We start from the raw sequence: 13,767 nt of genomic DNA, 5'->3' as shown, positions 1-13,767 counted from the left end.
GGGGCGCGCAACGTCGAGTGGCGGGCCGTCCCGCCCGGAACCCGCCCGCCGGGGCGCCGTTCGGGCCATAGGCGTTACACCCCGGAGGGACATCCCATGGCCGCTGACTTCAAGACCCTGATCGGCGAACTGATGCAGGACACCTACAGCGCCGAGACCCAGCTGATCGAGGCCCTGCCCGAGATGGCGGAAGCCGCATCCACCCCCCGCCTGAAGCAGGCCTTCGAGATGCACCTGCAGCAGACCGAGCGCCAGGTGGAGCGGCTGGAGCGCGCGGCGAAGCTGATGGGAATCGAGCTCGACGGCGAGGACTGCGAGGCGATGGAAGGCCTGATCGCCGAGGCCGAGGAGATCGTCGACGAGCATGACGAGGGCCCGATCCGCGACGCCGCGATGATCGTCGCCGCGCAGAAGGTGGAGCATTACGAGATCGCCGCCTACGGCTCTCTCTGCACCATGGCGAAGGCCGCCGGCATGACCGAGGTGGCGGAACTGCTCGGCCAGACCCTTGCCGAGGAGAAGGACACTGACGAGCAACTGACCCAGTTGGCCGAGAGCGAGGTCAACCCGGCGGCGATGCGCGGCATGGCCGCGAACGACCCGGCGGCCCGCCGCAAGGGCAGCGCGGCCTGATCGGAGGGCCCGCGACCCGCCACTCCCTCTTCCGCAGCGCGGAAGCGGGAGAGGTGTGGATGGATTGAGGGACGCCTCGCGGGTGGCTACTCGGCCGCCCGCGGCAGCCCTTCCCGCAGCGGGGCGTGGCTTCTCGGCCGCGCCTTCAGCTTCAGCTCCCGCAGGTCGGCCTGGTCGCGCGCCGCGTTGCGCATCAGCGCATCCTTGCCCCACAGGTATTGCGGCGGGCAGGCGATGTCCCTGACGCCGTATTGCGCTGCCGCGTGCAGCGTGAAGTTCGGGTTGGTGAGGTGCGGCCGCGCCAGGGCGACCAGGTCCGCGCGGCCCGCGGCGAGGATGGTGTTCACCTGGTCGGCGGTGGTGATGTTGCCGACGCACATCGTGGCCGTGCCGCCTTCGTTGCGGATCATGTCGGACCAGGGAAGCTGGTACATGCGCCCGTAGACCGGCGCGGCATCCGCCACCGTCTGCCCGGTGCTGACATCCACCAGGTCCACCCCCGCTGCGGCGAAGGCGCGGGCGATCGCCAGGCAGTCCTCCTCCGACAGCCCGCCCTCCACCCAGTCGGTCGCGGAGATGCGGACGGAGAGCGGCTTCGCGGCGGGCCAGGCCGCCCGCATCGCGCGGAAGACCTCCAGCGGGTAGCGCAGCCGGTTCTCCACCGCGCCGCCGTACTCGTCGCCGCGGCGGTTGGTCAGCGGCGAGAGGAAGCTGGCCAGCAGGTAGCCATGGGCGCAGTGCAGTTCCAGCATGTCGAAGCCGCAGCGGACGGCGCGGCGCGTCGCGGCCACGAATTCGTCGCGCACGCGGTCCATGTCGGCGCGAGTCATCTCCCGTGGCACCTGGCTCTGCGGGAAATACGGGATGGCGCTGGCCGAGATCACCGGCCAGGCGCCCGCGTCCAGCGGCTGGTCCATCCCCTCCCACATCAGCCGCGTCGCGCCCTTCCGCCCGGCATGGCCGAGTTGCAGGCAGATCCTCGCCTCCGACCGCGCATGGACGAAGCCCACGATGCGCGTCCAGGCCGCCTCCTGCGCGTCGTTCCACAGCCCCGTGCAGCCCGGCGTGATGCGCGCATCCGGCGCCGGGCAGGTCATCTCGGTGAAGACCAGCCCGGCGCCGCCCAGCGCGCGCGCGGCGTAATGCGCGAAGTGGAAGTCGCCGGGCAGGCCGTCCTCGGCGGAGTACATGCACATGGGCGAGACGACGACGCGGTTGGCCAGCCGCATGCCGCGCAGCGCGAAGGGCTGGAACATCGGCGGCTTCGCATCGTCGGCCGGCAGGCCGGCGGCGCGCGCCTCCTCGGCGAAGGCGCGCCGCGTCTCCGCCACGAAGCCGGGCGCGCGGAGGTCCAGGTTGTCCCAGGTGATCGCCTTGGACCGCGTCATCACGCCGAAGGCGAAGCGCGTGGGGGAGAAGTCCCAGAAGCGCCGCACATGCTCGAACCACACCAGGGAGACGTTGGCGGCATGCTGCGTCTTCTCGACATCCTCCCGCCGCGCGACCTCGTAGCGGGCGAGGCATGCGGCCACGTCGCCGCCGACGCGAAAGGCCGCGTGCAGCCCGATCGCGTCCTCCATCGCGAGCTTGGTGCCGGAGCCGATGGAGAAATGCGCGCTCGCCTTCGCGTCGCCCAGCAGGACGATGTTGCCCTTCACCCAGCGCCCGCACTTGATGGTCGGGAAGCGCCGCCAGGTGGAGCGGTTGGTGATCAGCCGGTGGCCCTGCAGCTCCTCGGCGAAGACGCCTTCCAGGAAGCGCGCGCTCGCCTCCTCGTCCATCGCATCGAGCCCGGCGCGGGCGAAGGTGTCGGGGTCCGTCTCCATCACCCAGGTGCTGGCGCCGGCCTCGTACTGGTAGCAATGGGCGATGAAGATGCCCTCGGGCCGTTCCTTGAAGAAGAAGGTGAATGCGTCGAAGGGCCGGGTGCTGCCCATCCAGGCGAAGCGGTTGGGGCGGAGGTCCACTTCCGGCGCGAAATGGTCGCGGAAACGCTCGCGGATCGGGGAATTGATGCCGTCGGCGGCGACGATCAGGTCGGCGTCGGGGAAGTCCTCGGGCGTCGCCTCGCGCCGGAATTCCAGTTCCACGCCGAGCGCGCGCGCGCGGTCCTGCAGCAGCAGCAGCAGCGTGCGGCGCGAACAGCCGCAGAAGCCGTTGCCGCCGATGCGGTGCACCGCCCCCTTGGCGTGGATCGCGATGTCGTCCCAGTAGGCGAAGCTGTCCGCGATGGCGCGGTAGGACGGCGCATCCGCCGTCTCGAAGGCGTCGAGCGTCGCGTCGCTGAACACCACGCCGAAGCCGAAGGTGTCGTCCGGCCGGTTGCGCTCCACCACGGTCACGCGGGAAGCCGGGAAGTCCCGCTTCATGAGGATGGCGAAATAGAGCCCCGCAGGGCCGCCGCCGATCACCGCGATGCGCATGCGCCGCACCCCCTGGGCTGGTCCGGTTAGTTTAGGCTTGAAGGATTGCCGCGGCAACCGGATTGCGCGGTTGCGTGCCCGCCGGACAATGCTTTAGGCTTCAAGCATCGTGGAGGATCGACGGGTGGCCCAACCACTCCCCCAGCCACTCCGGGGATGCAGCGCGCTGGTCACCGGCGGCGGCAGCGGCATCGGCGCCGCCTGCGCCGCGGCGCTCACCGCCTCCGGCGCGCGCGTGACCATCCTCGGCCGGCGCGAGGCGAAGCTGCGGGAGGTGGTGGCGCGCGGCGACGCGGCGGACCACATCGCCGCCGATGTCACCGCCCTGCCCGCCCTGCCCCGCTTCGCCATCCTGGTGAATGCCGCGGGCGCCGCGGACAGCGCGCCCTTCCTGAAGTCCGACCCCGCCCTTTTCGAACGGATGTGGCGCGTCAACGTGATGGGCGCCGTCGCAGCGACGCAGGCCTTGCTGCCGGGAATGCTGGATGCGCGCTTCGGCCGGGTGGTGCATGTCGCCTCCACCGCCGGGCTCAGGGGCTATCCCTATGTCACGGCCTATGTCGCGGCGAAGCACGCGCTGGTCGGGCTGGTGCGCGCGCTGGCGCAGGAGGTCGCGGCGAAGGGCGTCACAGTCAACGCCGTCTGCCCCGGCTTCACCGACACCGACCTGGTGGCCGGCAGCGTCGCCACCATCACCGCCCGGACCGGCCGGACGGAGGCCGAGGCCCGCGCCGAACTCGCCCGCCACAACCCACAGGGCCGGCTGGTGCAGCCGGCCGAGGTGGCGCAGGCGGTCGCGATGCTCTGCGATCCCACCGCCTCCGCCATCAACGGCCAGGCCATCGCCGTGGACGGGGGGGAGACGTGATGCCGGACGACGCGCATCCCCTCGCCGTGGATGCCGAGACGGCGCTGGCCCACGCGCCGCCGGGCCACAAGGACGAGTTGCGGCTGTGGCTGCGGCTTCTGACCCTAGCGACGCTGCTGGAAGGCGAGATCCGCGCCCGGCTGCGGCGCGACTTCGACACCACCCTGCCCCGATTCGACCTGATAGCGGCGCTGGACCGCGCCGGCGCAGGCATGACGCTGGGCGAGGTGTCGCGGCGGATGATGGTGAGCAACGGCAACGTCACCGGCCTTGCCGCGCGGCTCGAAGCGGAAGGCCTGGTGGAGCGCCGCGCCCGCCCGGGCGACCGCCGCGCCCAGCTCCTCCGGCTGACGGCCAGGGGCCGGCGCGAATTCGCCCGCCAGTCCGCCGCGCACGAGGCCTGGGTCGCGGAGCTGCTCGGCGGGCTGGACGGGGCCGAGCGCGCCGCGCTGTTCCGCCTGCTCGGCCGCGCCAAGCTGTCCGTCCGCGCCGCCCTCCTGCCCCAGGACACCGCCGCATGATCACCGCCATCGCCGGCCCGCTCTCGGCCTATCGCGCGCAGCATCTCCGGCTTTCGGTGGAGGGCGCGGTCGCGACCCTCACACTCGACCGGCCGGAGCGGAAGAACCCGCTGACCTTCGACAGCTACGCCGAGATGGCGGCCATCCTGCGCGCGGCCGCGCATGACGACGCGGTGCGGGCCTTCGTCGTCACCGGCGAGGGCGGGAACTTCTGCTCGGGCGGCGACGTGCACGAGATCATCGGCCCGCTGCTGGAACGCGACACGAAGGGGCTGATGCGGTTCACCTCTATGACCGGGGAGCTGGTGAAGGCCATGCGCGCCTGCCCGCAGCCGATCGTCGCCGCGGTGGATGGCGTGGCGGCGGGCGCGGGCGCCATCATCGCGATGGCGTCAGACATCCGGCTCGGCACCCCGCGTGCGAAGGTCGCCTTCCTGTTCAATCGCGTCGGGCTGGCGGGCTGCGACATGGGCGCCTGCGCCATCCTCCCCCGCATCATCGGCCAGGGGCGGGCGAGCGAGCTGCTGTATCTTGGCCGGTCGCTCGGCGGGGAGGAAGGGCTGGCCTGGGGCTTCTTCAACCGCCTGCACGAGCCTGACGCGCTGCAACCCGCCGCCGCCGCGATGGCGCGGGAGATCGCGGAAGGACCGTCCTTCGGGCACGCCATGACGAAGCGGATGCTGCAGATGGAATGGGCGATGAGCGTGGAGCAGGCGATCGAGGCGGAGGCGGTGGCCCAGGCGCTCTGCATGACCACCAACGACTTCCGCCGCGCCTACGACGCCTTCGCCGCGAAGCAGCGGCCGGTCTTCCGGGGCGACTGATGGCCGACGCATCCTTCCTCGACTGGCCCTTCCTCGAGGCCCGCCACCGCGCCTGGGCGGCGGAGGTCGAGGCCTGGGCCGCGACCCATGCCGAGGCCCTGTCGGACGAGGGCGACGTGGATGGCAGCACGCGGCGCCTGGCGCGCGCCATGGGGGAAGCCGGGCTGCTGCGCGTGCCCTGCCCGGAGGACGGGCGGCTCGACGTGCGGGGCCTCTGCCTGGCGCGGGACATCCTGGCGCGCCATTCGGGGCTGGCGGATTTCGCCTTCGCGATGCAGGGCCTCGGCACCGGCCCCGTCACGCTGTTCGGCACGCCCGAACAGCGCGCGCGCCTGCTGCCCGCTGCCCGCGCCGGCACCGCGCTCGCGGCCTTCGCGCTGAGCGAGCCGGAGGCGGGCAGCGATGTCGCCGCACTCGCCACCGTGGCGGAGCGCGACGGCAATGGCCATTACAGGCTCACCGGCCGCAAGACCTGGATCAGCAATGGCGGGATCGCGGCGAGCTATGTCGTCTTCGCCCGCACGGGCGAGGCGCCGGGCGCGAAGGGTCTCTCCGCCTTCCTCGTCCCCGCCGACACGCCGGGCCTCGCCATCGAGGCGCGGATCGACGTCACCGCCCCGCATCCGCTCGCAACCCTCGCCTTCGACGCGGCGCGCATCCCGGCCGGGGCGATGATCGGCATGCCGGGTGAGGGCTTCAAGGTCGCCATGGGCACGCTCGACGTCTTCCGCGCGACCGTGGGGGCCGCGGCGCTCGGCTTCGCGCGCCGTGCCTTCGACATGACGGTGGCGCATGCGGCGCGGCGCCGCCTGTTCGGCGCCACGCTGTTCGACCAGCAGATGAGCCAGGCCGCGATCGCCGACAGCGCGGTGGATGTCGAGGCATCCGCCCTGCTGGTCTACCGCGCCGCCTGGCTGAAGGATGCAGGCGCGCCGCGCGTCACACGGGAAGCCAGCATGGCCAAGCTGCACGCGACCGAGGCCGCGCAGCGTTGCGCCGACCGCAACGTGCAGATCCATGGCGGCCTCGGCGTGACGCGCGGCCACAAGGCCGAGGAACTCTACCGGGAGGTCCGCGCGCTGCGCGTCTACGAAGGCGCGTCCGAGATCCAGCGCGTGGTCATCGCCCGCGCGGAACGGGACCGCCTGGCAGCGGGCGCGGGATGAGGCGGGAGGCTGGGATGGACGGCACCGGAGGCGCGGCAACCGGCAGCGCGCATGTCGACGGCTTCTGCCGCGACAACCTTCCCCCGCGCGACCAGTGGCCGGACTTCCTGCTCGACCGGCCGGAATTCCGCTATCCTGCCCGGCTGAACTGCGCGGTCGAACTGCTGGACGCCAATCTGGACCGTGGCCGAGGCGACCATCCCGCCCTGGTGACGCCGGCCGAGGTGCTGACCTACCGGCAGCTCGTCGCGCGGGTGAACCGCATCGCGGGTGTGCTGGTGGACCGGCTCGGCCTGGTCCCCGGCAACCGGGTCCTGCTGCGCAGCGCCAACAATGCCTGGATGGCCGCCGCCTGCCTCGCCGTGCTGAAGGCGGGCGGCGTGGTGGTGGCGACCATGCCGCTGCTGCGCGCGGGCGAACTCGGCCAGGTGCTGCGGAAGGCGCGCATCTCCCACGCGCTCTGCGACGCGCGGCTGGTGGAGGACCTGCGCCGCGCCGATGCGCCGGACCTGCGGCACCTGGTCACCTGGGGCGACGGCACGCTGGAAGCGATGTGCGCGGAAGCATCCCCGCATTTCGCCGCCTGCGACACGGCGGCCGACGATGTCTGCCTCATCGGCTTCACCAGCGGCAGCACCGGGGAGCCCAAGGGGACGATGCATGTCCACCGCGACATGCTGGCGGTCTGCGACGGCTATTCCGCGCAGGTGCTGCGGCCGGAGCCATCCGACATCTTCATCGGCTCCCCTCCTCTCGCTTTCACCTTCGGCCTGGGCGGGCTGGTGCTGTTCCCCTTCCGCGCTGGCGCCACCGCGGTCCTGCTGGAGAAGGCCCCGCCCGAGGAACTCGCCGCCGCCATCGCGCGCCACCGCGCCACGGTCTGCTTCACCGCCCCGACCGCCTACCGCGCCATGGCCGGGCTCGCGGCGCGGCACGACCTGTCGAGCCTGCGGAAATGCGTCAGCGCCGGGGAGGCCCTGCCGAAGCCGGTCTTCGAGGCGTGGGAGGCCGCGACCGGCCTGAAGCTGATGGACGGCATTGGCGCGACCGAGATGCTGCACATCTTCATCGCCGCGCGGGAGGACCAGATCCGCCCCGGCGCCACCGGCCTGCCCGTGCCCGGCTACCGCGCGCGGGTGGTGGATGCGGAGGGGCGGGAAGTTCCGCGCGGCACGCCGGGGCGGCTTGCGGTGCAGGGCCCGACCGGCTGCCGCTACCTAGCGGATGCGCGGCAGGCCAGCTACGTGCAGCGGGGCTGGAACATCACCGGGGACACCTTCGTCCAGGATGCCGACGGTTACTTCTGGTACCAGGCCCGGAACGACGACATGATCGTCTCGGCCGGCTACAACATCGCCGGGCCGGAGGTGGAGGCGGCGCTGCTGACCCATCCCGCGGTGCGGGAATGCGGCGTGGTCGGCGCGCCGGATGCCGAACGCGGCATGGTTGTGCGCGCCTATGTCGTCCCCCGGGACGGTGTCGTCCCCGACGATGCGCTGGCCAGGGCGTTGCAGGACCATGTGAAGCGGGAGATCGCGCCCTACAAGTATCCGCGCAGCATCGTCTTCGTGCCCGCCCTGCCGCGAACCGAGACGGGCAAGCTGCAGCGTTTCGCGCTGCGCCGGCAGGCGGCGGGGGAGCCGCCGGCATGACGGCGCCACTGACGGCGCTGCTGCCGCCGGGCTGGCCGCCGCCGCGCGGCTATGCGAACGGCATGGTGGGGCGCGGCCGCATCGTGCTGGTCGGCGGCCAGATCGGCTGGGACGCCGAGGGCCGCTTCGCCGAGGGCCTGGTCGCGCAGGCCGCGCAGGCGCTGCGGAACATCCTCGACGTGGTGAGGGAGGCCGGCGGCGGGCCGGAGCATGTCGGCCGGCTGACCTGGTATGTCACCGACATGGCGGCCTACCGCGCCAGCCTCGCGCAGCTCGGCCCTGCCTATCGCGCGGTCATGGGCCGGCACTTCCCGGCCATGGCGCTGGTGCAGGTCGTCTCCCTCGTCGAGCCGGCGGCGCTGGTCGAGATCGAGGCGACGGCGATCATCCCGGAGTAGCCGGGCGGCCCGGGATGCGCCCGATCGCCCAGGCCAGCAGCGGCCAGCACAGCGCGCCGATGGTGAGCGCGGCGAGAACCGAGGCGACCGGCCTCTCGAAGAAAGGCAGCAGGCTGCTGTCGCTCTTGATGAGCGAGGTGACGAAGGTCTGTTCCAGCATCGAGCCCATGACGACGCCGAGCACCATCGCCGCCACCGGATAGCCGTTCCGCTCCATCACGAAGCCGATGCAGCCGAAGGCCGCCACCAGCACCACGGCGAACAGGTTCGCCCCCGTCGCGAAGGCGCCGACGCCGCAGAGCAGCAGGATCACCGGCATCACCGCCGCGCGCGGCGCGCGCAGGATGTGGCTCGCCCCCCGGATCATCAGGATGCCGAGCGGGATCATGATGATGTTGGCGACGATGAAGATGATGTAGAGCGCGTACATGCTGCTCGCCCGTTCGGTGAACAGCGTCGGGCCGGGGTTCAGCCCCTTCATGTAGAGCACGCCGATCGCGATCGCGGTGATGGTGTCCCCCGGGATGCCGAACAGCAGCGACGGCACCCAGCCCGAGGCGAGGGAGGCGTTGTTCGATGCCCCGGCCTCCACCAGGCCCTCCGGGTGGCCGGTGCCGAACTTCTCGGGTTCCTTGGAGAAGCGCTTGGACATGGCGTAGCTGACCCAGGCCGCCATGTCGGCCCCCGCGCCGGGCAGCACGCCGATGATGATGCCGACGATGTTGCCCCGCCACATCGGCCACTGGTACTTCTTCGTCAGCGCCCATTGCCCGGCCAGGATGGACCCGAAGCGCCGCGCCGGGATGGGCGGTGGCGGGGGCGACAGCATGGCGCGCATCACCTCGCTGACCGCGAAGACGCCGACCAGGGCCGGGATGGGCTCGATCCCGCCCAGCAGGTCGGTGATGCCGAAGGTGAAGCGCGGCGTGCCGGCCGGGTTCTCCATTCCCACGCAGGCCACCAGCAGCCCGATCAGCATGGACGCGATGGCCTTCACCGGGGATGACCGCGCGACCAGCGTCGCGCACATCAGCCCGAGCAGGGCGAGCCAGAAATACTCGAAGGAGGAGAAGTTGAGCGCCATCTCCGCCAGCAGCGGCGCCATCAGCACCAGTGAAAGCGTCCCCACGATGCCGCCGATCGCGCTGAACCACAGCCCGGCGCCCAGCGCCGTCTCCGCCTGGCCCTTGCGCGTCATCGCATAGGCCTCGTCGGTATAGGCGGCGGAGGCGGGGGTGCCGGGGATGCGCAGCAGCGCCCCCGGGATGTCGCCCGAGAAGATCGCCATGGCGCTGGCCGAGATGATGGTGGCCACCGCCGCGATGGGCGAGAGGTAGAAGGTGAAGGGCACCAGCAGCGCGGTCGCCATGGTGGCCGACAGGCCGGGCAGCGACCCCACCACCAGCCCGTAGACCGATGAGAGCAGGATCGCGACGACCACGTCGGTCTGCGCGACCAGGCGGAAGCCTTCGAGGAGGTCCGTCATCGCGTCACCACGGCGCCGCCAGCAGGCCATCGGGCAGCGGCACGCGCAGCAGCTTCGCGAAGACCGCATGGACCGCCAGCGGCCCGATCACCGCAAGCGGCAGCACCAGCCGCCAGCCCGCGCCCAGCGCCACCGCGGAGGCCGCGATGATCGCCGCCGCGGTCGGCAGGAACCCAAGGCCGTCCGCCGCCAGCACGTAGAACAGCAGCAGCGCCGGCGGCAGCAGCGCGCGCAGCCCGAACCAGCGCCCGCGCGGCGGGCCGTCCTCCTCCTCCGGCGCCTCGAAGGCATGGCCGATGCCGAAGGCGATCATCGCCCCGCACAGCACCAGCCCGCCGCCCACCACCATGGGGAAGACGGCGGGGCCCACATCCTGCCCCGGCACGCCCGGCAGGCGCGAACCCGCGACGGCGGCGGCGGCGCCGAGCGCGACCAGCAAGCCCCCCGAGACCCGGTCCGACAGCCTCATCCCGCCGATCCTTCCCTGCCCGCGCCGCTCAGTCCACCGTCGCGCCGCTGATCCGCACCGCCTCGCCCCACTTCACCGCCTCCTCCCGCAGGAAGGGGGCGAAGAGGTCCGGCCCCAGGCCGACGGCGGTGCTGCCATCGGCGGTCACGCGCGCACGCCAGGCGGCATCGGCCAGCGCCTCCCGCACGGCCGCGTCCACGCGGGAGACCACCGCGGGCGGCGTGCCCGCCGGCGCCATCACCGCGAACCAGGAGGTGAGGTCGAAGCCCGGCACCGCATCCGCCAGCGGCGGCACGTCGGGCAGGGCATGGTTGCGCGCGGCGGAGGTGACGGCCAGGGCCTTCAGCCGCCCCGCGCGCACCAGCTCCGTCGCGGTGGACAGCGTCGGGAAGCCCAGCTGCACCTGCCCGCTCATCACGTTGTTCACGATGTCGGGCGCCCCGCGGAAGGGCACATGCGTCGCCTGCACGCCCGCGCGCGCCTTGAACAGCTCCGCCGCCAGATGCGCGCCGGACCCGTTTCCGCCGCTCGCGTAGTTCTGGTCGGGCCGCGCGCGAAGGTCGGCGATCAGCGCCGCCGTGCTGTCCGGGCCACCGGGTGGGACGATCAGCAGATGCGGCATGGCGAAGGCCAGGTTCACCGGCACGAAGTCGCGGAACGCATCGAAGCCCAGCGGCCGGCGGGTCAGCGCCGGGTTGATGACCAGCGAATTGGTGCCGAGCAGCAGGGTGCTGCCGTCATTCGGGCTGCGGGCCGCGGCCTCGAACCCGATATTGCCGCCGGCGCCGCCCCGGTTCTCCACCACCACCGGCTGGCCGAGCAGGGGCGAGATGCGTTCCGCAAGCTGCCGCGCGATGACATCCGGCGCGCTGCCCGGGATGAAGGGGACCAGCAGCCGCACCGGCCGCGCCGGCTGCGCGCGCGCGCCGCCCGCCGCCAGCACCGCGCCCGCCGCCAGCACCCCGCGCCGCGCGATCATCTGTCCCGCTCCCTCATCCGTTGGGGACAGAGTGGCGGCCAACCGGGTGCGGCGGCAAGCGGGTCCCTCAGCGACCGCCGCCCACCGGGACCACGGCGCCGGTGACGTAGGACGCCGCATCCGACAGCAGCCAGAGCACGGCTTCCGCGATCTCCTCCGGCGTGCCCATCCGCCGCATCGGCACCTGCGGCACGATGCGCCCGACCCGCGCGGGGTCTCCCGTCGCGGCGTGGATGGCCGTGTCCACCATCCCCGGCGCCACCGCGTTGACGCGGATCCCCTCCGCGGCCAGTTCCTTCGACAGCCCGGCCACCATCGCATCCACCGCCGCCTTGCTCGCGGCGTAGTGGATGAATTTGAAGGGCGCCCCGAAGGCCGCCGCGCGTGAGGAGATGGCGCAGATCCCGCCCCCCTGCCCCCCGCGGGACCGCGCCATGCGGCGCGCCGCCTCCCGGCAGGCGGTGGCGACGCCGAGCAGGTTCACCCGGAACACCTCCGCCCAGAGCGCATCGGTGGAGGACAGGAAGTCCCCCGACGGGCCGGTGATGCCGGCATTCGGCACCAGCGCGTCGAGCCGGCCGAAGCGCGAATCGAGCGCGGCGAAGGCGCGCGCGGTGTCCGCCGGGTCGCCCGCATCGGCCCGCACCAGTTCCACCGCCGCGCCGGCGGTGCGGCATGCCGCCGCCGTCGCCCCGGCGGCGGCCGCGTCGCTGTGCCAGGTCAGAAGCAGGTCATGGCCGCGCGCCGCGGCCAGCCGCGCCACCGCCGCGCCGATCCCCCGCCCGGCGCCGGTGACCATCAGGACGGGTCGCGCGGACATCGTCAGAGCAGCAGGCTGATCAGCATCCAGGCCAGCAGCGCCGCACCCAGCACGAACAGCAGGCCCGATTTCACCGCCGCCCAGCGGTCCCCCGCCTGCCCTTCCCCGGGCAGTGCGGTGGTGGGTTCGGGCGTGTGGCCCTGCGTCCGGGCGAAGGGGTCGGGCTTGCGGTCCCAGGCTTCCGGGATCCGGTGGGCGGCAGGCGGATGGTCCGGCCGTGCCGCGTGAGGAGGCGAATCGCCGGTCATGCCCCGGTCTCCCTGGTCGCGCGGCGCAGCCTAGCGCGACTTCGCCGGCCGCACAGCGGTCCCGGCAACGACCCGCCCGCCCCGCCGGCGCCACGCGGCGATTGACGCGGCGGCCCGCCCGCGCCACCCCTGCCGGCGGATCACGGGGATGGGGTGCGGCGATGCGGGCGGCGGCGGACAGCGTGCGGGCGCAGATCATCGCAATCCTCCATGCCTGGGGCATGCCGGGGGACCTGGCGACGGAGACGGCGGAGGTGATGGTCGAGACCGACCTCGCCGGCGTCGACAGCCACGGCATCGGCATGCTGCCGAGCTACGAGAAGATGCGCCGGGACGGGCAGGTCAGGCTCGACGCCCGCCCGCATGTGGTGAGGGAGACGGGGGCGGTGGCGCTGGTGGATGGCGGCGCCGGGCTCGGCCACCCCGCCGCCGCCTTCGCGATGCGGCTCGCCATCGCCAAGGCGAAGCTGAACGGCGTGGGCGCCGTGGCGGTGCGCAACAGCCACCATTTCGGCGCGGCAGGCTGGTACGCGAAGCTGGCGACGGCGGAAGGCTGCGTCGGCCTCGTCACCTCCGGCACGCGGACCATGGCGATGGTGCCGACGCGCGGCGCCATGCCGGTGCTCGGCACCAACCCGATCGCCTTCGCCGCCCCGGCCGGGCGCCACCCGCCCGTCTCGCTCGACATGGCCACCACCACCGCGGCGGCGAACAAGGTTCGCGCCCATGCGCTGCGCGGCAAGCCCATCCCACCGGGCTGGGTGCTGGACGGCGCCGGGCGGCCGGTGACGGAAGGCGCCGCCGCCGTCGCACAGGTGTTCGAGTCGCCGGAAGGCGGCCTCTCCCCCCTCGGCGGCATCGCGGAGATGGCGAGCCACAAGGGCTATGGTCTGGCGCTGATGGCGCATGTCCTGGGGGCAACGCTCTCGGGCGGGTCCTTCTCGCCGATCCGGGTGCGGACGCAGGGGCCGTCCGACCCGGATAATATCGGCCACTTCATGCTGGCGCTCGACCCCGCCGCCTTCCGGCCGGCAGGCGAGTTCGAGCACGACCTGGACGCGGCGATCGAGGTGCTGCACGCCACCCCGCCGGCCGACCCCGCCCTTCCCGTGCTGGTGCCGGGCGAGCCGGAGGTGGCGGAGCGCGAGGCGCGGCTGGCCGACGGCATCCCGGTGCCGCCGAAGCTGGTGCAGGACATCCGCGACATCGCCGGCCGCGCCGGCGCGCCCTTCCTTCTGGCGCCCGCTTCGGCGTAGATGTCCGGACAAGACGCCAGGGGG

14 protein-coding genes are annotated in these 13,767 nt (G+C 72.9%); 8 read left to right on the top strand and 6 right to left on the bottom strand.

Going from position 1 to position 13,767, the window contains the following annotated elements; all coding sequences use genetic code 11:
• Positions 1-96 precede the first annotated feature (96 nt).
• Positions 97-633, top strand: coding sequence for a ferritin-like domain-containing protein (locus ACK8OX_RS02260; RefSeq protein WP_430662294.1), 537 nt, complete (start codon positions 97-99; stop codon positions 631-633).
• An 86-nt stretch (positions 634-719) separates the two neighbouring features.
• Here ACK8OX_RS02260 and ACK8OX_RS02255 read toward each other — a convergent pair whose 3' ends face one another.
• Positions 720-3,056, bottom strand: coding sequence for a bifunctional salicylyl-CoA 5-hydroxylase/oxidoreductase (locus ACK8OX_RS02255; protein ID WP_430662293.1), 2,337 nt, complete (start codon positions 3,054-3,056; stop codon positions 720-722).
• A 124-nt stretch (positions 3,057-3,180) separates the two neighbouring features.
• Here ACK8OX_RS02255 and ACK8OX_RS02250 point away from each other — a divergent pair, with 124 nt between their 5' ends.
• From ACK8OX_RS02250 to ACK8OX_RS02225, 6 genes are read left to right on the top strand one after another with little or no spacing between them, the layout of a single operon-like run.
• Entirely contained in the window at positions 3,181-3,924 is a 744-nt protein-coding gene (locus tag ACK8OX_RS02250; RefSeq protein ID WP_430662292.1) for an SDR family NAD(P)-dependent oxidoreductase, read from the top strand.
• Entirely contained in the window at positions 3,924-4,445 is a 522-nt protein-coding gene (locus tag ACK8OX_RS02245) for a MarR family winged helix-turn-helix transcriptional regulator (protein WP_430662291.1), read from the top strand. The genes ACK8OX_RS02250 and ACK8OX_RS02245 overlap by 1 nt, the downstream gene beginning before the upstream one ends.
• Positions 4,442-5,269, top strand: a complete 828-nt coding sequence (locus ACK8OX_RS02240) for an enoyl-CoA hydratase family protein (protein WP_430662290.1) — start codon at positions 4,442-4,444, stop codon at positions 5,267-5,269. The genes ACK8OX_RS02245 and ACK8OX_RS02240 overlap by 4 nt, the downstream gene beginning before the upstream one ends.
• Positions 5,269-6,435, top strand: a complete 1,167-nt coding sequence (locus ACK8OX_RS02235; protein WP_430662289.1) for an acyl-CoA dehydrogenase family protein — start codon at positions 5,269-5,271, stop codon at positions 6,433-6,435. The genes ACK8OX_RS02240 and ACK8OX_RS02235 overlap by 1 nt, the downstream gene beginning before the upstream one ends.
• A gap of 14 nt (positions 6,436-6,449) precedes the next feature.
• A complete protein-coding gene (locus tag ACK8OX_RS02230) occupies positions 6,450-8,087 on the top strand; it encodes an AMP-binding protein (protein WP_430662288.1) in 1,638 nt (545 codons plus the stop codon).
• Entirely contained in the window at positions 8,084-8,485 is a 402-nt protein-coding gene (locus ACK8OX_RS02225; protein WP_430662287.1) for a RidA family protein, read from the top strand. Before ACK8OX_RS02230 ends, ACK8OX_RS02225 begins: the two co-directional genes overlap by 4 nt.
• Here ACK8OX_RS02225 and ACK8OX_RS02220 read toward each other — a convergent pair.
• From ACK8OX_RS02220 to ACK8OX_RS02200, 5 genes are all read right to left on the bottom strand, one after another.
• Positions 8,472-9,971 (bottom strand): tripartite tricarboxylate transporter permease, encoded by a 1,500-nt coding sequence (locus ACK8OX_RS02220; RefSeq protein WP_430662286.1) that lies wholly within the window; start codon positions 9,969-9,971, stop codon positions 8,472-8,474. The two genes, ACK8OX_RS02225 and ACK8OX_RS02220, sit on opposite strands and share 14 nt — an antisense overlap.
• Positions 9,972-9,975: 4 nt before the next feature.
• The gene (locus tag ACK8OX_RS02215; protein ID WP_430662285.1) at positions 9,976-10,440 is read right to left on the bottom strand and encodes a tripartite tricarboxylate transporter TctB family protein; all 465 of its coding nucleotides are present in this window, start codon (positions 10,438-10,440) and stop codon (positions 9,976-9,978) included.
• Between the two features lie 28 nt (positions 10,441-10,468).
• Positions 10,469-11,419 carry a tripartite tricarboxylate transporter substrate-binding protein gene (locus ACK8OX_RS02210; protein WP_430662284.1) on the bottom strand — a complete coding sequence of 317 codons (951 nt, stop codon included), beginning with the start codon at positions 11,417-11,419 and terminating at the stop codon, positions 10,469-10,471.
• Between the two features lie 67 nt (positions 11,420-11,486).
• A complete protein-coding gene (locus ACK8OX_RS02205) occupies positions 11,487-12,239 on the bottom strand; it encodes an SDR family oxidoreductase (protein ID WP_430662283.1) in 753 nt (250 codons plus the stop codon).
• 2 nt (positions 12,240-12,241) lie between these two features.
• The gene (locus ACK8OX_RS02200; RefSeq protein WP_430662282.1) at positions 12,242-12,487 is read right to left on the bottom strand and encodes a hypothetical protein; all 246 of its coding nucleotides are present in this window, start codon (positions 12,485-12,487) and stop codon (positions 12,242-12,244) included.
• 161 nt (positions 12,488-12,648) lie between these two features.
• Between ACK8OX_RS02200 and ACK8OX_RS02195 the strand changes: the two genes are divergently transcribed.
• Positions 12,649-13,743 carry an Ldh family oxidoreductase gene (locus tag ACK8OX_RS02195; RefSeq protein WP_430662281.1) on the top strand — a complete coding sequence of 365 codons (1,095 nt, stop codon included), beginning with the start codon at positions 12,649-12,651 and terminating at the stop codon, positions 13,741-13,743.
• Positions 13,744-13,767: the final 24 nt, after the last annotated feature.

Origin of the sequence: Falsiroseomonas sp. CW058, assembly GCF_050563535.1 — a bacterium.
In the GTDB taxonomy this organism is placed as follows: domain Bacteria; phylum Pseudomonadota; class Alphaproteobacteria; order Acetobacterales; family Acetobacteraceae; genus Falsiroseomonas.
This window is presented reverse-complemented; position numbering and strand designations above follow the sequence as displayed.